Consider the following 18,987-nt stretch of genomic DNA (forward strand, 5'->3'; position numbering starts at 1 on the left):
GCGAGGTGCCGGATGGCCCCCGGCCCCCTGTCCTTCGCGGCAAAAATCCCGGAAGATCGCGCCTCTTGAATCGCTCCGCCCCATTCCGGCGGCGGGGCTGCCATGGGGGCCGACTCACATGAAGTTCCTTCGAACCGCTGCCGCGCGCCTTGCGCTGCGCAGCCTGGCGCTGGCTTGCGGGCTGGCGGCGGCGCCGGCCTTTGCGGACATGAGCATCGTGATCCTGCGCCACGGGGAAAAGCCCGCCGACGGGCTGGGGCAGCTGACCTGCCAGGGGCTCAACCGCTCGCTGGCGCTGGCGCCGCTGCTGCTGTCGCGCTTCGGGGTGCCGGACGCGGTGTATGCACCCAATCCGGGGGTGCTGAAGAAGGACAAGGGCGTGCCCTTCAACTACGTGCGCCCGCTGGCCACCATCGAGCCCCTGGCGATCCGCGCCGGCAAGCCGGTGACCCTCGGCGGTGGCATGGAGGACATCAAGCCGCTGGTGCACCAGGTGCTCGCCCACCCGGCCGGCACCCACGTGATCGCCTGGGAGCACCACTGGGGCGAATCCCTGGCCCGCCTGTTCCTCAAGACCCTCGGCGCCGACCCCAAAGCGGTGCCCAAGTGGGCCGACGACGATTACGACAGCCTCTACGTGATCCGCGTGCAGCAGGCCGGCCACGATGCGCCGGTGGCCCGTTTCAGCGTCGAAAAGCAGGGCCTGGACGGGCTGCCCGACGCCTGCCCGGTGCTGGCGCCCGCGCCGGCTGGCGGGTGAGGCGGGCTTGCTTCACTTACGCCCGGGCGGGCTGTGCCCAGCCCGCTCCCTACTGCGCTCAGGCCTGCCGGGCCTGCTGCGCCTCGATCAGATCCCGTGCCTCCGCCGCGATCATGCAGCAGGCCCACAGGTAGTTCTCCTGGTGGCTCGGCGCCTGCCGGCGGAAAACCTCCCACGCATCCCCGCAGGTCATCGCCAGCAGTGCATGCAACTGCTGCTGGCGTGCCGACAACTGATCGAACAAAGCCATGCGGCCCACGTCGTCGGCCAGGTGATACAGCCCATCGCCGGGCGCCGGAAAATGCAGTGCGTCATTCATGCCGGCGCCCTCCCGTTCAAGAGGGCGACGTGCCGACCAATCACGGCCGGGCAATCAGGGAAATGCTGCGGGGGAGAAGAGGAAGCGGATGCGTGCGGACGTGCGCACGCCAGGGCGGAAAATGCCATGGTGTGATACTCCTTCGTTTGCTGGATAGTTCCGCCCCTCGCTTCCAAACGGGGGGCGGGCCAAAGCGAGGTTGGAAGACCGGAACGAAGGGACCGGCAGGCCGAGGCCTCCCCGCCCGGCCCACCATTGATCAAGGCGCACCACGGGCGTGACGGACGAAAAAATAGCCGCGGCGCGGCTAATCGGTCCGCCTTCGTTATCGGGCTTCCAACCCCGATCGTCTCTGTTTCGACGACGCGGGAAGTATTGACCGGGGGGCGGGGGGAGGTCAAGGGTGGGGGCGGCTATCGACCCAATGCTGCCGTTGAGCTTTCAGGGAAGGTGTCATTCAACGCTTGAGTTAGGGCTCAGCCAGCGAAACCTGCGGCTCACCCCAGCTGAGGATGCTGACACAATCGTTCACACCCAAGAGCAGGTACTCATTAGGTCGCCACTCGCCTTCGCTGGCAAACGCACCCATGAGAAAGCCACTGCGTTGGGCTTCCTGATCGAACCAGCCGCCGGACTCAATGCGCCAAAGCCAACCTGGCGCTCGCTCTTCCTTACCCCAGTAATCCAGCAGCTGACCCTCGTCGAGCACGCGGAAGCCGACGCTGTTGAAGCTGAGGTAGACCGGCTGCGACTGCCCTTCGAAGACCACCGTGATTTGAAGGCTCCAGAGGTCGTAGGAGACGTGGACGACCTCTGGTACTGAGTCAGGTGTCCCGGCGACCTTGTACTGACTTGCGATGAACATGCTTCTGAGCCCTAATTTAGAGCTAACCGTCGCTGCGCGGCTTTATCGCGCAGCCTCCGGCGACCGAAGGGAGCGAGGTTGAGCGCCATGTTATGCATGGACGAACACTCTGTGTTCTTTGCCACGATCATCAGTGGTGGAGACAATGATTTCGTGCCCCATCTTTACCAGCCTGTAGCGGACATGAATCTCTGACAGGCGCTCCGGCTCAAGCCTATGGTTGGCGATGTGCTTGGGCAACCAGTCTTTCCAGTATGAGATGGATTTGTGGAGTGCCACCGGATACTCACCGGGTGGCGAGACTTGTCCATTGCCAAAGTTGATGTCGATTTCGTGGCCCGGAGAATGACGCGCCAATTCAGGTAGAACATCAAGAATGTACTGATCATCGACGTAGTTCATGAGGCTCACAAATGAATAGCCGAAGTTGTGAAGCATGGCGTCAATGTGCTTGTACTTCATGATGAATAACTTTGTTTTCTGGCGACAGTTCTGCCGCATAGCATCGAAATGCCGAATAACTTGTCCTGCAAGTTACTGTGTAGATGCAGGAACCACGCGCAAGGCAAGACAACAAGACAGGAATAGCAGTAGCCGACAGCTTAGTGAGCTGATGCGACTCATCTAGCGCATAGGCGTATAGCATACAAGCCTGCCCGGATGGCCGCTATCTGGATTGAATGGCGAGTGTCCGCTCCTGGTTGACTCTTGCCTGATGCCAAAGCATCAACTCCGTCATACGTATGTATTGCTTCGGCAAGGACTGGCGATGTCCGGGCTGGAGCCCGTCAGAGCCCTTGAAGTGATCGCCCCTCTGTCGCAGGGGCGCAGCAGGGTGTTGGCGTGCCGCCGGACGGCTGGCGGAGGGGCGATCAGGCTTCCGGCTTGACGACGCTGCGCGGTTTGCGGGAGAGGCGGGTCTGCATGGATGTCCTGAGGGTGTGCTTTAGCACGGTGTCCCCTCCCGCCAAATGAACAGAAAACCTTGCCACCATTCACCAACCGACTGCGGTGACGCCGGATAGAACGGGCCAACGGACGCCATGACGGTGAAGAACAGAACATCAATGGCAAGATAAAAGCCAAGGCACAAGCCGATAGTGGGAAGAAGCCGGCGTTCCGCGATGGGCGTGTTTCGATAGATGTAGATGGTGGAAGCAACCCAGGCCGTCAACGTGGATAACTCCAAGAGAGCTTGAAGTTGCCAATGCCAGTAATAGCCGCCACACGCGAAGAGGCCGAAGAATACGCCGCTGGCGATGGCGAGGGTTATGCAAGTGGCGAGGATCAGCGAGCGAACGTTACGTGCAGTCATGAGCGCCTTGCTGTCTTATCGCTTTCGGTTCATGGGAGCCGGGTGGGACTGTCTTGTCAGCTTGATCGTCAGGTGCTCGAGCACGTCCGAGTTGTAGAGGTCGATGCACTTCATTGTGTTGAATGCACCCGGGATCGAACCCGCGTACTTCCTGGCTGTGTACCGGTTGACCAATTTCCTCAGTGCGTCATAGGCTTCGATGCCTTGGCGGCCTGCCTCCATGTAGGCGCTGGCGGTGGCGTCGGCGTCTGCACGGTCACCCGCATCCTTAGCCACGGTCGCCAGACACACGCTGAGGGCCCAGTTCTTCAGCAGCGCCTTCTGCGTGTAATTGCGCGTAGCAGAACCCTCGCTGGCCACAGTCGGGAACGCCAGGGCCAGGAGGGTCAGGCCCACATAGGCGAATTTCAATGGAGCACCCTGTTATGCATGATGTGTTCTTAATGAAGGTGATTGGAAATGGATCCTGCATGCATCGTGAAATGGGCAGGTAAATGCTATCGGCAATTGTCACGGCGAATCAAGGTTTCCGATTCCGCCGGATTCGACGGGAGGGCCTGGGTTTCGTCGGTGGCGACGAAGCCTTGCCTGCGATAGAAGGCCCAGGCCCTCGAGTTGGAGTCGGCGACCCAGGCCAAGATGCTTCTGGCGCCCCGGCTGACCAGCCACGCGACGGCGGTATCCAGCAGCATGCTGGCGGCTCCGGAACCCCGGTGCGGCGGCGCAACCCAGAACGCGCAGATGAAGGCTCGCCTGGGTTCCGGGCCGTCGAAGAAGGCTCCAATGCTTCCGACGGGTTCCGGTCCGTAGAACGCGAAGAAGGAGGTGGAGACCTCGGATCGGCTGTGGCTTTGCGCGATCTTCTCGAATGCGTCATACGGCTGGGCCAGGACGTCCTCCAGCCTGGCGCCGAAGGCGTGGGGCGCATCCGTCAGGGAGGCGATGCGGAGGCGGCGGATGAGGTCGGCGTCGGTGGCGGCCGTTCGGCGGACAGTCAGTGTTTGCGTCATGGTGGCGGCCGAGGCGCGCTGTGGTGATGCCGGATCATCCGTGTCGCATGCCCGTGCGTCGACCGGCCTCAGAGGCCGACCGGCAGTGACAGCCGGGTGCGCCCGCGCCGGCTGGCGGGTGAGGCGGGCTTGCTTCACTTACGCCCGGGCGGGCCGAAGATGGTTACCGCGGGGATGGGGGGCAAGGATTTCGGATCGCGGAATGAGGATTTACGTCAAGGCGTGACGAGGGACTAGTGTGCCCGATTCAAGCGCCGTAGCCGGCCCAGCAGCAGGGGCACCAAGCCGATGAGGATGCCGCCGATGCCCATGATGTCGGTGATGGCGTCGAAGGTCGGGACGCTGTAGAGGGCGATGAAGACCATGAACAGCGCCGCCAGCAGCGGCCACAGCACGTAGGACACGGCATCCAGCGGGCCGGCCGTCAGCCTGGCGCGGTAGTGCCAGGCGCAGGCGAAGCCGGCCAGGCTCATGTAGAAGCAGATCTGGAAGCCGATGGCGAGGATGGAGCTTTGCAGGATGCGGCTCACCGACGGCATGTAGGACGCGCTGAACAGCAGCAGTACGCCGAGCAGCCAGATCACCAGCGTGGCCACCCATGGGGTCTGCCATTCAGGGTGGATGTCGGCGTAGCGCGGGTGGAGCATGTCGTCGCGGGCCATCGCGAACATGCTGCGGCTGAACTGCAGGATCTGGGTCTCGATGGTGCCGATGGTGCTGAGGATGGTGGACAGCACCGCCAGGTAGTTCCACGGCGGCGGGAGCAGCTTGTTGGCGATGGCGTACAGCACGTTGGTGTTGGCGCGGGCGATCTCCTCGTCGGTGAGCACGATGAGCACCACGACCATCATGATGATGAAGAACAGGATCAGGTTCACCATCGCCCAGAAGGCGCCCTTGCCGGCCGGGTGGGCGCCGTCGGTGGCGGCGTGGCGGGTTTCCTCGCTGAGGTTGAGGGTCACGTCCCAGCCCCAGTAGAAGAAGATCGCCGTCAGCGCGCCGGTGGCGAACAGCTGCGGGGTGAAGGAGAAGGGCGAGAACCAGATGACCGACGGCACGTGGGCCGGCCGGCCGCCGTATTCGACGAAGGCGCCGACGATCAGCGCCAGCACTACGGCGGTCTCGGTGCCGGTGAGGAGCATCTGCGCGTAGCTGGAGTGCTTGATGCCGCGGGTCACCACGGCGGTGACGAGGGTCAGCCAGATCGCCGCGGTGAAGGTCACCCAGGCGGTGCTCTCGACCTTGCCGGGGGCCAGCAGTACCAGCGTCGACGTGGCCGCCGGGACGGTGGCCGAGACCATGAAGAAGATCGACGCGACCAGCAGCCCCCAGCCGGCGAAGAAGCCCCACTTGCGCCCGAAGACGTGGCCGACCCAGGCATAGGCGGCACCGGCGTCGGGGGTGATTTTGCACAGGTGGAAGAAGGCCAGCATGATGCCGAACATGATCAGGCCGCAGTACAGGATGCTGCCCACCGACAGCACGCCGACCGCGGCGACGATGGTGGCGGTGGTGACGGCGACGCTGAAGGCCGGCGCGGTGCCGGCAATGCCCATCACCGCCGACTCGAAGGCGCCGAGGGCGTCCCTGGCCAGTTCGCGCCGGGTTTCCATGGCGGCCGGGCTCAGGCGGCGGCGGTCAGCAGCGCGACGGCGGCGGCGAAGTCGTCCGCGACGGCGGCCGGGTGGTGGCTGGGATGGTGCTCGTCGGCGGGGCGGAACTTGCCGGTGCGCACCAGGATGCCGGGAATGCCGGTGGTGTGGGCGCCGCCGATGTCGTCGGCCAGGTCGTCGCCGATCAGCACCGCATCGGCCGGGGCCACGCCGAGTTCGTCGAGCACGCCGCGGAAGAAGGGTTCGGCCGGTTTGCCCACCACTTCGGCCTGGCGGCCGCTGCTGTATTCCAGGCCGTTGACGAAGGCGCCCATGTCGAGGGTGAGGCCGTCGCGGGCCATGAAGTAGCGGTTACGGGCCATCACGATGAAGGGCAGGCCCTGCATCAGCAGGCGGAAGACGGTGTTCAGCGCGTCGTATTCGAAGTGCGGGCCGGCGTCGCCGATCACCACTGAATCGGGATTGCTGTGGCTGGCGCCGATCTCGTCGGCGATGTCTGGATGGACCAGGTAGTGGGGATGCAGGCCGCGCTGTTCGACCAGTTGGCGGGTGGCCAGCACGGCGGTGTGGATCTCGTCGGCGTCGATGTCGAAGCCCATCTCTCGCAGGCTGGCGACGATGCGCCCGCGCGGGCTGCGCGTAGTGTTGGTGAGGAAGCGCAGCGGCAGGCCGCTTGCGCGCAGGGTCTGCAGGGCCTGCACTGCGCCAGGGATGGCCTGGTCGTCGATGTGCAGCACGCCGGCCAGGTCGATCAGCACGGCACGGGGGGCGGTGGGCAGGGGCATGGATGTCTCTCCGGTCGGTAGCGGTCCGCCGAGGGGCCTTCAGTGGAAGCCCAGGCCGAAGCGGGCGCGGCGTACCACCGGGCGGCCGGCGGCGTCGGGTTCGATGCGGTGGGTGGCGCCCGGCGGTAGTGGCGCGCCGGCCGGGGCGAGTTGCTGGTTGGCGATCAGCATCGACAGCCAGGCCTGGGCGTCGGCCCGGGCGGCGTCCGCGGCGGCGTCGCCGTCCAGCCAGTCGAGCTCGCCGGCTGCTGTCAGGCGGACCCGGCAGGGGAAGCGTACCGGGGCGTAGAGGGTGTGGCCGTGCCCGTCGTCGAGGGCCTGCAGGCGGGTGACCTGCAGCTCGTAGCTGCCGTCGGGTCGGAGCACGTCGATGCCGGCCAGTTCCAGCCCGCGCCGGGCCAGGCCGGCATGCAGCAGGGCTTCGTCCGGGGGGGCGGCGGGGGCTTGCGGGTCGGTCACGGGGCTATCCGAAGTGTTGGTGGAGGCCGGCGGGGCCTGCGTCCCGCCGGAGCGGCTGGCTCAGTGCTGCGGGCAGCATGGGCCACAGTCTATGCGCAGGCGGCGGAGGACGAGGTCCTTGCCTTCCCGGCGCAGCTCGTGGGTGTGGGTCTCGTGGGTGTCGGGAGCGGTGGTCCGGGCGATCAGGCCGCGGGTCTGCCCGCCTTTCTCTTCCTGGGGCTTGAGGCGGCCGCGGCGCAGCAGGTGTTCCAGGAAGGCCCGGGCGGCGTCGGTGGGCGCGGTGTCGGGCGACGAGCCCATGCCCCGCGCTCCACCGGCGACAGCCAGTTGGGCGGCCTGGGATGGTGCATAGACGTGCACCTCCTCGTCGCTGAGGCCATATTCGGCCACCGAGAGGCTTACGCGTGCCAGCTCGGCCGCTGGTTCGGCCATGCCGCGGGGGCTGGCCGCTTCGGTGGTGGCGGCGGCGGCGGGGGACAGGATGCCGTGGCGGACGAAGGCGCTCTTCAGGGCCTGGGCGTAGGGCTGGGCGGCGAACTGCTGTTTGGCGGCGAGGATCATCTGCGCCGCCACCTGGCTGTAGAAGGCCGGTACCACCGCCGCACTACGAATGCCGGCGACGAGCAACGTGGCGGCGTCGTGGCTGGCGCTGAGCAGGCCGTTCTCGTCCTGGCTGGCCTGGGCCTTGAACATGCCGGCCAGCCCTTCGAAGAAGGCGGCGGTGAACACGCGGGAGAAGGAGTGCGCTTCGGCGCTGAGCACCGACGCGGGCCCCGAGCTGGGCAGATGCTGGGGCGCGGTGTAGGAGAAGGAATTGACCGCGTTGCGCAGGCAGTCGCTCTCGACGGCGTCCGGGTAGCTCTGCCGGATCGCCCAGCCGAGCTGTTCCGCCAGGCGCGACAGGGCGCTGGAGCGGTAGAGCACGCCCTGGGTTTCGGCGAGCGCGCTGTGGCGCACGGAGGGCAGTTGCAGGGCGGTGAGCAGGGCGCTCATGTCGCCGAAGGATTCATGGAAGGAAGCCACTTCCAGGCTGGCGGCGTCCCATAGCTGCGGCTTGATCGCATCGAGGAGGGCGTGCCCGAGTTCGTGGCAGACGACGTCAGGGCTTTCGCCGGAATAGACGGTGCGGCCCCGCACGCTGCCGTGGAAGAAGCGCAGGCCGACCCGGTCGTAATAGGCGTTGAGGTCCACCCCGTGGTCGAGATCCACCGGCAGGGTGGCGCCGACCTGCCACTGGACGCCGGGGATGAGGCCGCCCCAGAAGTCGGAGCCGCGGCGCAGCGCGTCGGCACAGGCCCAGTAGCGGAACTCGGCGGTAGCGGGCATGTACACCCCGGCGGCGGGGGCGGAGGACGGGTGGGTGATCTTGGTGGGCAGGGGTGTGGCGGACAGCGTGGGCACGGTGCGCTGGACCAGCGTGCCGCCGTCGGCGGCGGCACTGGCGCCCGGGTCTTGCTCCCAGGCGTTGATGAGGCTGGCCGGTGGGGGCGGCGTCTTGTGCGGTTTGGGAGGCTTCGGTGCCTTGGGAGGCTTGGTGCTGCTCTTGGAGGGTTTCTTGCTGCCCGCGTCTGAAGAAGTCTTGGCCATGATCATCCCCATTCCAGGTGTGAGCCCGGCGGTGGGGCCGCGGCGCGGCGCTGTCCGTCCAGGCCGGATTGTTTGGCCCGCTTGCTTGGTTCTGGCGGGCTAAGGCCAGTCTAGCCCACAATGGGTTAATGTAAATGTGCTTGCGCGGAGGATGCGTCCCGCATGGTAGAGGTCATGTTCCGCGGTTGGCGAGGGACTGGAGCAGTGTCGCAAACAGTTGCTCGGGGGCGAAGGGCTTGGCGATGAAGTCGTCCATACCGGCGGCCAGGCAGCGCTGGCGGTCGTCGGCAAAGGCGTTGGCGGTCATGGCAATGATCGGGGTATGGGCGTGGCCGGGCAGACGGCGGATCTGGCGGCTGGCATCGAGGCCGTCGAGGTGCGGCATCTGCATGTCCATGAGGATCACGTCGTAGGGGCGGGAGCGGGCCCGGGATACGGCCTCGAGGCCGTCCACGGCGATATCCACGGTCAGTGCCACGTCCTCGAGGAAGAGCTTGGCGACCTCGCGGTTGGTGGGTTCGTCCTCAACCAGGAGCACACGGCTGCCGGCGAAGCGTCGGCGCAGGGTGCTTTCGGCGTCGGTGAGGTCTGCCGTCGGGCACGCAGCACCGGCCGTGTGTGCTGCGTGCTTGAGGCGGGCGGTGAACCAGAAGGTGCTGCCTTCGCCGGGGGTGCTCTGGGCGCCGGCTTCGCCGTGCATCAGTTCGGCCAGCTTGCGGGTGATGGCGAGGCCGAGGCCGGTGCCGCCGTACTGGCGGGTGGTGGAGTTGTCGGCCTGTTCGAAAGCCGAGAACAGGCGGGCCAGCGCATCGGGGGCGATGCCGATTCCGGTGTCCTGGACGGTGAAGCGCACCCAGGTGCTGTCGCCGTCGTCTGCGGTGATCTCGCAGCTCAGCCGGATGTGTCCGGCTTCGGTGAACTTCACCGCATTGGCGAGGTAGTTGAGCAGGGCCTGCTGCAGGCGGGTGCTGTCGCCGCGCAGCGGTGGTGCCGGATCAGGCGAGAGGGTGATGCTCAGCTGCAGGTGCTTGCCGTGCACCCGCTCCTGGACCATCGCGGCGGCACGCTGCAGCAGGGCGTGCAGGTCGATGGGGTCGTCGGCGAGCTCCAGCTTGTCGGCTTCGATCTTCGACAGGTCGAGCACCGCGTTGATGATCTCCAGCAGGTGCTGGCTGGCGTCCTCGATCTTGGTCAAGCGGCCTTCCTGTTGCTCGTCCACGCCGTCCCGGCGCAGCAGGTGCACCATGCCGTTGATGGCATTGAGCGGTGTGCGGATCTCGTGGGACATGTTGGCGATGAAGGAGCTCTTGGCCTGGTTGGCGGCGATGGCGGCCTCCCGTTGGGCACGGGTGCGCAGGGCCCGGATGCCGAAGCTGAGGTTGGCGGCCAGTTCTTCGAGCAGTGCGATCTCGTCCCGGGCAAAGACGTTGGGTTCCGCCGCATAGATGGTCAGCGCGCCGAACACCGTGCCGTCGTGGCGGAGCGGCAGGGCGATCGACGAGCGGTAGCCCCGCTGGCTGGCGGCCTTGCGCCAGGGGGCGAGGCCCGGACAGCTCGCCACGTCCTGGTTGATCTGCGTTTGGCCGGACCAGATGGCGCTGCCGGTCGGGCCGCGGCCAATGTCCACGTTGCTGTCCCAGCTGATCCGCACATTGTCCAGATAGCCCTCTTCATGGCCCGAGCGGGCGACGGGCCGGACCGACTTCTGCGGGTCGTTGTCCGCGTAGCCGACCCAGGCCATCACGTAGCCGCCGGATTCGACCACCAGGCGGCAGATGTGGTTGAGCAACTGGCTTTCGTCATCGCCACGGACCAGGGCCAGATTGCATTCGCTGAGCAGGCGCAGGGCGCGGTTCAGGCGGCGTTGTTCTTCGCTGGCTTTCTTGCGGGCGGAGATGTCGGTATGGATGCCGATCATGCGCAGCGGCTTGCCGGTGGCATCCCATTGCACGATCTTGCCGACGGACTCGAGCCAGATCCAGTCGCCGGAGCGGGTACGACGACGGTATTCCATGCTCTCCGGGCCGCCACCCTGCAGGCAGGCGGCGAACTTGCGCTGCAGGGCTTCCACATCTTCGGGGTGGATGTTGGCGAACCAGTTGGAGAGGTTGGTTTCGAAGTCGCCGTCGGCGTGGCCGATGATGCTGGCGTAATTGGGGCTGAGGTTTACCCGACCGCTGGGCAGATCCAGGTCGAACCAGCCCTGGTTGGAGACGCCGAGGGCCAGGCGCAGGCGCTCCTCACTTTCGTGCAAGGCCTTCTGGGCTTCGGTTCTGTCGGTGATGTCCTCGTAAATGCCCAGTACCCCGATGATGTCGCCATCGGACCCGGTGAGCGGTACCTTGGAGGAGCGCAGGTAGATCTGGTGGCCGTCCGGCGTGGTCTGCGGCTCTTCGTAGCCGAGCTTGGCCACGCCCGATTCGATGACGGCGCGGTCGTCGGCCCGGTAGATGTCGGCTTCGGGTGCCCAGGTGAGGGCGTAGTCGTCCTTGCCGATCAGTTCCGACGGGGCCGACTTGCCGGCATCCCGCGCGAAGACCGGGTTGCAGCCGAGGTAGCGCAGGTCCCGGTCTTTCCAGAAGACGCGCATCGGCACCGTATCGATGATGGTCTGCAGCAATCGACCGGATTTCTCCAGGGCGTCCTTTGCTTCGCTGAGGGCGATCCGGGCCTGGCGGTGTTCGGTCAGTTCGCGCAGCAGGCGCAGGGTGTTGCTGGACAGGGTGGCGTAGATCGACAGGATGATGTCGACCAGCGTGCGGGTGGCCCCGCTCATCTGCCGTGCGGCATGCTGTTTGGCGGCTTCCAGCGGCATGCCGTCCTGAATGGCGCGCACGGCGTAGGCCATGGCCCGGTCGGTTTCGAGGATATGGGAGGCCAGCCAGCGAGTCAGGAACCCCAGGGCTTCTTCGGCGACTTCCGTCTGCGGGCGGGTGTGCAGGCTGTTGCGGGTCTGCTGGACGTAGTGGACGAAGGAGGCGTGGTTGTTCCGGTGAGCGATCTCGTGGGCGTCGCCCCCCATGAACGTGCTCCAGATCCGTTCTTCGGTTTCGAAGTGATAGACGGTATAGGCGACCAGTTCGTCGAACAACGACGCCAGGTCCAGCTCGTCCGCTTCCAGCGCGAGCTGGCCGGCCAGCCGGTTGAGCAGATGCACCAGCTTGCGGTGTTGCTCATCGATGGTGGGCAGGCCCGTGTTGAAGTTATCGTCCCACGGAAAAATGTCGATGGTATTCATGGCGGGGCTGCGACGGCGGCGTGCAGGGGATTATTGCCCGAATTGGGGGTGCGTGCGGGGCAAATCGTGTGAGCGGCCGGACCTTTTTCGCATCTTTGTTGCCGGTGCGGGGGCTGTGCGTTGCGGATGGGTGGGGAGGCCGGGTACAGTCGCCCGGTCGTCGTCGGGTGGTGATCCATGAACAAACTGGTTGCGGAACTGCAGCGGCTCTTTTTCTACCCCGGCCTGTCGCCGGACGAAGAGGCCTTGCTGAGCGGTGTGGCGCAGGTCTTCGATCCGCTGGGGCCGGACGGGCTGCTGCGGGCGATGGTGCTGGGGGTGAACGGTGCGGACGCCTGGGACTGTGTCGCAGCTCTGTGGCAGGCGGTGCAGGATGATCTGCAGCTGCCGGCGCCGGTGATGGCGGTAACGGGAGCCGATGGTTTCCAGCTGTGGTTCCCGCTGGCCGATCCGGTATCGCAGGCGAAGGCGGGCAGCTTCCTGGCCGGGTTGTGCCGGCGTTATCTGGCCGAGGTGCCGACGGCGCGGCTGACGCCGTGTCCGGGAACGACGGTGCACGTGGTGCCGGGCATCAACGCCGCCAGCGGCAAGTGGTCGGCCTTCATCGATCCGTCGATGGGGCGGGTGCTGGCCCATGAGCCGTGGCTGGACATCGCGCCGAATCCGGAGCGCCAGGCCGACTTGCTGGGCAATTTCCTGCGCATCGACCGGATGGCCTTCGAGCGGGCCCTGGTGCAGCTGGCGCCGCCGCCGGTGGTGACAGCGCCTTCGCTGGTGGCTGCAGCGCAGCCCGGCCTGCCGGTGCTGCCAACGATGGGGGGCACCGAGAGGCTCGGTGTTGAAGGTCATTTCGGTGATCCGCAGAGCTTTCTGCTGGCGGTGATGAACGATCCGACGGCCAGCGCGGCCCACCGTATCGACGCGGCGAAGGCGCTGCTGCCCTACTGGAAATAGGGCGCCATTCATGCAAAACGGGCCGTCCCGAGGGGCGGCCCGTTGCGTTTCTTGCAGGCTGGCGGCTGAGGTTCAGCCGAGCTTCTTCTTGAGCAGCTCGTTCACCTGGGCCGGGTTGGCCTTGCCCTTGGAGGCTTTCATGCACTGGCCGACCAGTGCGTTGAAGGCCTTTTCCTTGCCGGCACGGAATTCCTCGACGGACTTCTGGTTGGCGGCCAGCACTTCGTCGATGATCGCCTCGATGGCGCCCGTGTCGGTGACCTGCTTGAGGCCCTGGGCTTCGATGATGGCGTCGGCGGAGTCGCCTTCCTTGTTCCACAGCGCCTCGAAGACTTTCTTGGCGATGGCGTTGGAGATGGTGTTGTCGGCAATGCGCTGCACCAGACCGGCCAGTTGCACTGCGCTGACGGGGCTGGCGGTGATGTCCAGCTCGGCCTTGTTGAGGCGACCGGCAAGCTCGCCCATCACCCAGTTGGCGCAGGTCTTGGCGTTGGCGGCACCGGCCGCAGCGACGGTGTCGAGGTAGAACTGCGCGACTTCGCGGCTGGCGGTGAGGGTGGTGGCGTCGTAGGCCGACAGGCCGTATTCGCCCTGGAAGCGGGCCGACAGGGCTTCCGGTAGCTCGGGCAGCTCGCCCTTTACGCGCTCGATCCACTCGCTGGAAATCACCAGCGGCAGCAGGTCGGGGTCGGGGAAGTAGCGGTAGTCGTGGGCGTCTTCCTTGCTGCGCATGGCGCGGGTTTCGCCAGTGTCCGCGTCGAACAGCACAGTGGCTTGCTGGACCTTGCCGCCGTCCTCGATGAGATCGATCTGCCACTGGATCTCGTAGTCGATGGCCTGCTGCAGGAAGCGGAAACTGTTGAGGTTCTTGATCTCGCGGCGGGTGCCGAACTCGGCCTGGCCGCGGGGGCGCACGGAGACGTTGGCGTCGCAGCGGAAGGAGCCTTCCTGCATGTTGCCGTCGCAGATGTCGATCCAGCGCACCAGGGCGTGCAGGGCTTTGGCGTAGGCGACGGCTTCGGCCGACGAACGCATGTCGGGCTCGGAGACGATCTCGAGCAGCGGCGTGCCGGCGCGGTTGAGGTCGATGCCGGTCATGCCGTGGAAGTCTTCATGCAGGCTCTTGCCGGCGTCTTCTTCCAGGTGGGCGCGGGTCAGGTTGACGACCTTCTCGTAGGCGCCGCCCTTGCCGTCCGGCACCTGCAGGGTGATCTGGCCGCCTTGGACCACCGGCAGCTCGTACTGGCTGATCTGGTAGCCCTTGGGGAGATCCGGGTAGAAGTAGTTCTTGCGGGCGAAGACGCTCTTCGGCGCGACGGTGGCGCCGATGGCCAGGCCGAAGCGGATGGCCCGCTCGACGGCGCCCTTGTTGAGCACCGGCAGCACGCCGGGCAGCGCGATGTCCACCGCACAGGCCTGCGCGTTGGGTTCGGCTCCGAAGGCGGTGCTGGCGCCGGAGAAGATCTTGGACTGCGTGTTGAGCTGAGTGTGGATTTCCAGCCCGATGACGACTTCCCAGTCGGTTCTGCTCATGTTTGCTCTCTAGATTTCTTGGTCGTTCAGTCGCACTTGCCGGTGTTCTTGTCGATCAGCAGCGGCCACACGTAATCCTGGGCGCTGGACGGGGAACACATGGTGTGGCAGCCGGCGAAGGCGACGGTGATCTGTTCGCCCTGCTCCCACAGCCGCACGCGGCAATCGCGGGGGCCTTCCAGTTCGATGGACGGTAGGGCCTGGGTTTGATGGAAGCTGGCCAGCTCATAGCGGCAGACGCCGTGCTTGGGCATGGTCAGTTCGACGTTGAGGGCCCGCACCTTGGATTCGATCACATCCACGGTGGCCTTGCCGGCGCTGCCGGTTTCGTCGCGGAAGCGGCAGTCGGTGGCGACCGTGAAGGTGCGCAGCGGCATCGGCTTGAGGCGGCCCGACGGGGCTGCCAGAACCTCGGACGGCTGCTGTTCGGCCGCCGGGGCTGACGGCGCCGTCGAGGGGCGCGGTGCGACCACGCTACAGCCGGCCAGCACGGCCACGGCCAGGCCGGCGGCGATACGGGTGGTGGAGGCGCGTAGGGCGGTCATGCTGCGTGCCTTCACAGGCTGGCAGGCACCCGGGTGTGCCAGTCGGTGTGCTGCTGGTACTGGTGGGCGGTGTTCAGCAGGCGAGCCTCGCCGAAGTAGTTGCCGATCAGCTGCAGGCCCACCGGCAGGCCGCCGACGCCGAATCCGGCCGGATGGGACAGGCCCGGCAGGCCGGCGAGGTTCACCGCGATGGTGTAGATGTCCGACAGGTACATCTGAACCGGGTCGTCGCTCTTCTCGCCGATGCCGAAGGCCACCGTCGGGCTCACCGGGCCGGCGATCACGTCGCACTGCTGGAAGGCGGCGGCGAAGTCGTTGGCAATCAGGCGGCGCAGCTTCTGGGCCTTGATGTAGTAGGCGTCGTAGTAGCCGTGGGACAGCACGTAGGTGCCGACCAGGATGCGCCGCTTTACCTCGCCGCCAAAGCCTTCGGCGCGGCTCTTGCAGTACATGTCGTTGAGGTCGCCGTAGTCGGCGGCGCGGTGGCCGTAGCGTACGCCGTCGAAGCGGGACAGGTTGGAGCTGGCTTCAGCCGGGGCGATCACGTAGTAGGCGGGGATCGCCAGGCGGGCGTTGGGCAGGCTCACCTCGACGGTGGTGGCGCCGAGCTTGCGGTATTCGGCGATGGCGGCGTCGACGGCGGCACGCACGTCGTCCGACATGCCTTCGGCGAAGAATTCCTTCGGCAGGCCGATGCGCAGGCCGGCGAGGGGTTTGGCCAGGTCGCGGCCGAAGTCTTCGGCGCCCTGTTCGAGGCTGGTGGAGTCGCGCGGGTCGTGGCCGGCCATGGCGGACAGCAGCACGGCGCAGTCCTCGGCGCTGTAGCCGAAGGCGCCGCCCTGATCCAGCGACGAGGCGTAGGCGATCATGCCGTAACGGGACACGCGGCCGTAGGTCGGCTTGATGCCGGTGATGCCGCACAGGGAGGCCGGCTGGCGGATCGAGCCGCCGGTGTCGGTGCCGGTGGCGATCGGCACCATGCGCGCTGCGACCGCCGCGGCAGAGCCGCCGGACGAGCCGCCGGGCACCTTGTCGGTGTTCCAGGGGTTGCGGGTCGGGCCGAAGTGGGAGTTCTCGTTGGAGGAGCCCATCGCGAACTCGTCCATGTTGGTCTTGCCGACCATCACCGCGCCGGCCTGCTTGAGCAGGCTGACCACGTGGGCGTCGTAGGGGCTGACGAAGTTGGACAGCATCTTCGAGCCGCAGGTGGTGAGCACCCCTTCGGTACAGAAGACGTCCTTGTGGGCCAGCGGGATGCCGGTCAGCGGGCCGGCGGTGCCGGCGGCCAGGCGTTCGTCGGCGGCCTTGGCGGCGGCCAGCGCACCGTCCCGGTCGACGGTGACGAAGGCGTTGATGCGGGCGTTGCCGGCTTCGATGCGGGAGATGCTCTCGGTGGCGAGTTCGACGGCGGAGACCTTCTTGTCGCGGAGGGCCGCGGCGATGTCCTTGAGGCTGGATTCGATCATGGTGCGTGGGGCTGCGGTTTGAGCGGTGCTGGGGCGCCGGCCGGGCCGGCGGCGGTCAGAGTCCGGTGGCGGGCCTTATTCGATGACCTTCGGCACCAGGTACAGGCCGGCTTCGGTCTGCGGCGCGACGGCCTGGAAGGCGGCGCGGCGGTCGGTTTCGCTGACCGCGTCGTCGCGCAGGCGCTGGGCCAGTTCCTGAGGGTGGCTCATCGGCTCGACCCCGTCGGTATCGACTGCCTGCATCTCCTCGATGAGGCCGAAAATTCCGTTCAGTTTGGCCTGCGTGGCCTCGGCGTCGCCGGCGGCGAGTTCGAGGCGGGCGAGCTTGGCGATGTGGCGGACTTCGTCGAGGGAAAGAGACATGGCTATTTACAAAGTTGCTTAAACGACAAAGGTTTGTAGGTTATCATAAGCGATTCTTCGATTGCCCAATTCCCACCTCCAACCCCTACGGTTTCCGGGATTCTCCACCGATGTTTGGTTCTCTGCGCTCCTACTTTTCGAATGACCTCGCCATTGACCTTGGCACCGCGAACACGCTGATCTACGTCCGGGGAAAGGGCATCGTCCTCGATGAGCCGTCCGTGGTCGCCATCCGCACCGAAGGCGGGCCGAATGCCAAGAAAACCATCCTCGCCGTGGGGATGTCCGCCAAGCAGATGCTGGGCAAGACACCGGGCAACATCACGGCCATCCGGCCGATGAAGGACGGCGTGATCGCCGACTTCACCGTCACCGAGCAGATGCTCAAGCAGTTCATCAAGAAGGTCCATGACACCCGCCTGTTCTCCCCCAGCCCGCGCATCATCATCTGCGTGCCCTGCGGGTCGACTCAGGTGGAGCGTCGGGCGATCCGCGAATCCGCCCTCGGAGCCGGTGCCAGCAATGTGTACCTGATCGAGGAGCCGATGGCTGCGGCGATCGGTGCCGGCATGCCGGTGGCAGATGCGACCGGCTCGATGGTGGTCGATATCGGCGGCGGCACCACCGAGGTGGGCGTGATTTCCCTCGGCGGCATGGTCTATGCCGGCTCGATCCGTGTCGGTGGAGACAAGTTCGACGAATCCATCGTCAATTACATCCGCCGCAATTACGGCATGCTGATCGGCGAGACCACCGCCGAGGCGATCAAGAAAGGCATCGGTTCGGCCTTCCCGGGCTCCGAGGTGCAGGAGATGGAAGTCAAGGGGCGCAACCTGGCCGAGGGTATTCCGCGCGCCTTCACGATTTCCTCCAACGAGATCCTCGAAGCGCTCACCGAGCCCCTCAACCAGATCGTTTCTGCAGTCAAGATCGCCCTCGAGCAGACGCCGCCCGAGCTGGGCGCCGACATCGCCGAGCGCGGTATGGTGCTGACCGGTGGCGGTGCGCTGCTGCGCGACCTGGACCGCCTGCTGATGGAAGAAACCGGTCTGCCGGTGATCGTCGCGGATGATCCGCTGACCTGTGTGGTCCGCGGCTCGGGCATGGCCCTTGAAAAGATGGACCAGCTCGGTTCCATCTTCACCAGCGAGTAAGCGTCGGCGACGATCGGTGCGCCCGCGGTGAACGCTTCGTTCATTCGCGTGCGCCGGCGACCCGGGCCGGTCCCGGGCGCGGTCGTTGCATGATCGCAAGCGAACTGCCCCATGGTCGGTCATTCGCCTCCTCCTTTCTTCAAACGCGGGCCTGCGCCGCTGGCCAAGCTCGTGTTCTTCGTGCTCGTCTCGCTGGGGCTGCTGGTCAGCGACCTCAACTTGCGTTACCTGGACGCCTTCCGCCGGGGGCTGTCGGTGCTGGCCTATCCGATGCAGATGGCGGCGGCCACTCCGGCGGATTTCGTGCGCAATGCGTCGGACTACTTCGCGTCGCTGGTGCGCCTGCAGATCGAGAACAAGGAGCTCAAGCGCCAGCAGTTGCAGGGCGCCGAGCGTCTGTTGCGCCTGGATCAGATCGAGCAGGAGAACCGTCACCTGCGTGAGTTGCTGGAGGTGCGCGCACGCCAGAAGGTCAATACGGTCGTCGCCGAGATCATGTACACCGCCAAGGACCCTTTCTCCCGCAAGGTGATCCTCGACAAGGGTACCCAGGCCGGCATCGAGGCCGGGCAGGCGGTGGTGGACAACGTCGGCGTGGTGGGCCAGATTACCCGCGTCTTCCCGATGCAATCTGAACTGACGCTGCTCACCGACAAGGATCAGGCGATTCCGGTGATGATTGTCCGTAGCGGTTTGCGGGCGGTGCTGTTCGGTTCGGGCAACGGTCTGATGGAGTTGCGCTACCTGGCGGCCAATGCCGACGTGCAGCCCGGCGACAAGGTGGTGACCTCGGGCCTCGACGGCGTCTTCCAGTCGGGGCTGCCGGTGGCGACGGTGGCGCGCGTGGAGCGCGACCAGGCCCAGGCCTTTGCGCGTATTCCGTGCCTCCCGGCAGCGGGCGTCGAGCAATTCAGCCACGTGCTGGTGCTCGGCCAGCGGCCCAACGTGCTGCCGCGGCCGCCCGAGCCGGAAGTCATCAACAAGGGCAAGGGGCGCAAGTCCCGCGCGGTGAAGGACTAGG

19 protein-coding genes are annotated in these 18,987 nt (G+C 66.2%); 4 read left to right on the forward strand and 15 right to left on the reverse strand.

What is annotated here, in order from left to right:
• Positions 1 to 118 precede the first annotated feature (118 nt).
• Positions 119 to 760: a hypothetical protein gene (locus AC1PPK_RS05895; RefSeq protein ID WP_481116909.1), complete on the forward strand. Its 642-nt coding sequence runs from the start codon at positions 119 to 121 to the stop codon at positions 758 to 760.
• A 58-nt stretch (positions 761 to 818) separates the two neighbouring features.
• Here AC1PPK_RS05895 and AC1PPK_RS05900 read toward each other — a convergent pair whose 3' ends face one another.
• The 11 genes from AC1PPK_RS05900 to AC1PPK_RS05950 form a co-directional block, all read right to left on the reverse strand.
• Positions 819 to 1,079 carry a hypothetical protein gene (locus tag AC1PPK_RS05900; protein ID WP_481116910.1) on the reverse strand — a complete coding sequence of 87 codons (261 nt, stop codon included), beginning with the start codon at positions 1,077 to 1,079 and terminating at the stop codon, positions 819 to 821.
• A 469-nt stretch (positions 1,080 to 1,548) separates the two neighbouring features.
• Positions 1,549 to 1,944, reverse strand: a complete 396-nt coding sequence (locus tag AC1PPK_RS05905; protein ID WP_481116911.1) for a hypothetical protein — start codon at positions 1,942 to 1,944, stop codon at positions 1,549 to 1,551.
• A gap of 90 nt (positions 1,945 to 2,034) precedes the next feature.
• The gene (locus AC1PPK_RS05910) at positions 2,035 to 2,406 is read right to left on the reverse strand and encodes a hypothetical protein (protein WP_481116912.1); all 372 of its coding nucleotides are present in this window, start codon (positions 2,404 to 2,406) and stop codon (positions 2,035 to 2,037) included.
• A gap of 484 nt (positions 2,407 to 2,890) precedes the next feature.
• On the reverse strand, positions 2,891 to 3,259 hold the full coding sequence (locus tag AC1PPK_RS05915) for a hypothetical protein (RefSeq protein WP_481116913.1): 369 nt from the start codon (positions 3,257 to 3,259) through the stop codon (positions 2,891 to 2,893).
• 15 nt (positions 3,260 to 3,274) lie between these two features.
• Positions 3,275 to 3,670 carry a T6SS amidase immunity protein Tai4 family protein gene (locus tag AC1PPK_RS05920; RefSeq protein ID WP_481116914.1) on the reverse strand — a complete coding sequence of 132 codons (396 nt, stop codon included), beginning with the start codon at positions 3,668 to 3,670 and terminating at the stop codon, positions 3,275 to 3,277.
• Positions 3,671 to 3,756: 86 nt separating this feature from the next.
• Entirely contained in the window at positions 3,757 to 4,269 is a 513-nt protein-coding gene (locus tag AC1PPK_RS05925; protein ID WP_481116915.1) for a GNAT family N-acetyltransferase, read from the reverse strand.
• 233 nt (positions 4,270 to 4,502) lie between these two features.
• Positions 4,503 to 5,882: an APC family permease gene (locus tag AC1PPK_RS05930; RefSeq protein ID WP_481116916.1), complete on the reverse strand. Its 1,380-nt coding sequence runs from the start codon at positions 5,880 to 5,882 to the stop codon at positions 4,503 to 4,505.
• 11 nt (positions 5,883 to 5,893) lie between these two features.
• Positions 5,894 to 6,667: a TIGR01458 family HAD-type hydrolase gene (locus AC1PPK_RS05935; protein ID WP_481116917.1), complete on the reverse strand. Its 774-nt coding sequence runs from the start codon at positions 6,665 to 6,667 to the stop codon at positions 5,894 to 5,896.
• A gap of 39 nt (positions 6,668 to 6,706) precedes the next feature.
• Complete coding sequence (locus AC1PPK_RS05940; RefSeq protein WP_481116918.1) at positions 6,707 to 7,126, reverse strand: hypothetical protein; 420 nt, start codon at positions 7,124 to 7,126, stop codon at positions 6,707 to 6,709.
• A gap of 60 nt (positions 7,127 to 7,186) precedes the next feature.
• Positions 7,187 to 8,713, reverse strand: a complete 1,527-nt coding sequence (locus AC1PPK_RS05945; RefSeq protein WP_481116919.1) for a gluzincin family metallopeptidase — start codon at positions 8,711 to 8,713, stop codon at positions 7,187 to 7,189.
• A gap of 172 nt (positions 8,714 to 8,885) precedes the next feature.
• A complete protein-coding gene (locus tag AC1PPK_RS05950; protein WP_481116920.1) occupies positions 8,886 to 11,951 on the reverse strand; it encodes a bacteriohemerythrin in 3,066 nt (1,021 codons plus the stop codon).
• A 177-nt stretch (positions 11,952 to 12,128) separates the two neighbouring features.
• Between AC1PPK_RS05950 and AC1PPK_RS05955 the strand changes: the two genes are divergently transcribed.
• Positions 12,129 to 12,905, forward strand: a complete 777-nt coding sequence (locus tag AC1PPK_RS05955) for a hypothetical protein (protein ID WP_481116921.1) — start codon at positions 12,129 to 12,131, stop codon at positions 12,903 to 12,905.
• Positions 12,906 to 12,977: 72 nt separating this feature from the next.
• On the opposite strand, the gene gatB is transcribed toward AC1PPK_RS05955, so the two are convergent.
• The 4 genes from gatB to gatC all read right to left on the reverse strand — a co-directional run bounded on the left by gatB (position 12,978) and on the right by gatC (position 16,812).
• Entirely contained in the window at positions 12,978 to 14,438 is a 1,461-nt protein-coding gene (gene gatB / locus AC1PPK_RS05960; RefSeq protein ID WP_481116922.1) for an Asp-tRNA(Asn)/Glu-tRNA(Gln) amidotransferase subunit GatB, read from the reverse strand.
• Positions 14,439 to 14,464: 26 nt separating this feature from the next.
• On the reverse strand, positions 14,465 to 14,983 hold the full coding sequence (locus AC1PPK_RS05965) for a hypothetical protein (RefSeq protein WP_481116923.1): 519 nt from the start codon (positions 14,981 to 14,983) through the stop codon (positions 14,465 to 14,467).
• A gap of 11 nt (positions 14,984 to 14,994) precedes the next feature.
• Positions 14,995 to 16,449 (reverse strand): Asp-tRNA(Asn)/Glu-tRNA(Gln) amidotransferase subunit GatA, encoded by a 1,455-nt coding sequence (gene gatA, locus AC1PPK_RS05970; RefSeq protein ID WP_481116924.1) that lies wholly within the window; start codon positions 16,447 to 16,449, stop codon positions 14,995 to 14,997.
• Positions 16,450 to 16,524: 75 nt separating this feature from the next.
• Positions 16,525 to 16,812, reverse strand: coding sequence for an Asp-tRNA(Asn)/Glu-tRNA(Gln) amidotransferase subunit GatC (gene gatC, locus AC1PPK_RS05975; RefSeq protein WP_374481529.1), 288 nt, complete (start codon positions 16,810 to 16,812; stop codon positions 16,525 to 16,527).
• 110 nt (positions 16,813 to 16,922) lie between these two features.
• On the opposite strand from gatC, the gene AC1PPK_RS05980 reads away from it, so the two are divergent.
• A complete protein-coding gene (locus tag AC1PPK_RS05980) occupies positions 16,923 to 17,966 on the forward strand; it encodes a rod shape-determining protein (protein WP_079434790.1) in 1,044 nt (347 codons plus the stop codon).
• A 111-nt stretch (positions 17,967 to 18,077) separates the two neighbouring features.
• The gene (gene mreC, locus AC1PPK_RS05985) at positions 18,078 to 18,986 is read left to right on the forward strand and encodes a rod shape-determining protein MreC (protein ID WP_481116925.1); all 909 of its coding nucleotides are present in this window, start codon (positions 18,078 to 18,080) and stop codon (positions 18,984 to 18,986) included.
• Position 18,987: the final 1 nt, after the last annotated feature.

This window comes from Zoogloea sp. JDB1 (assembly GCF_056724025.1).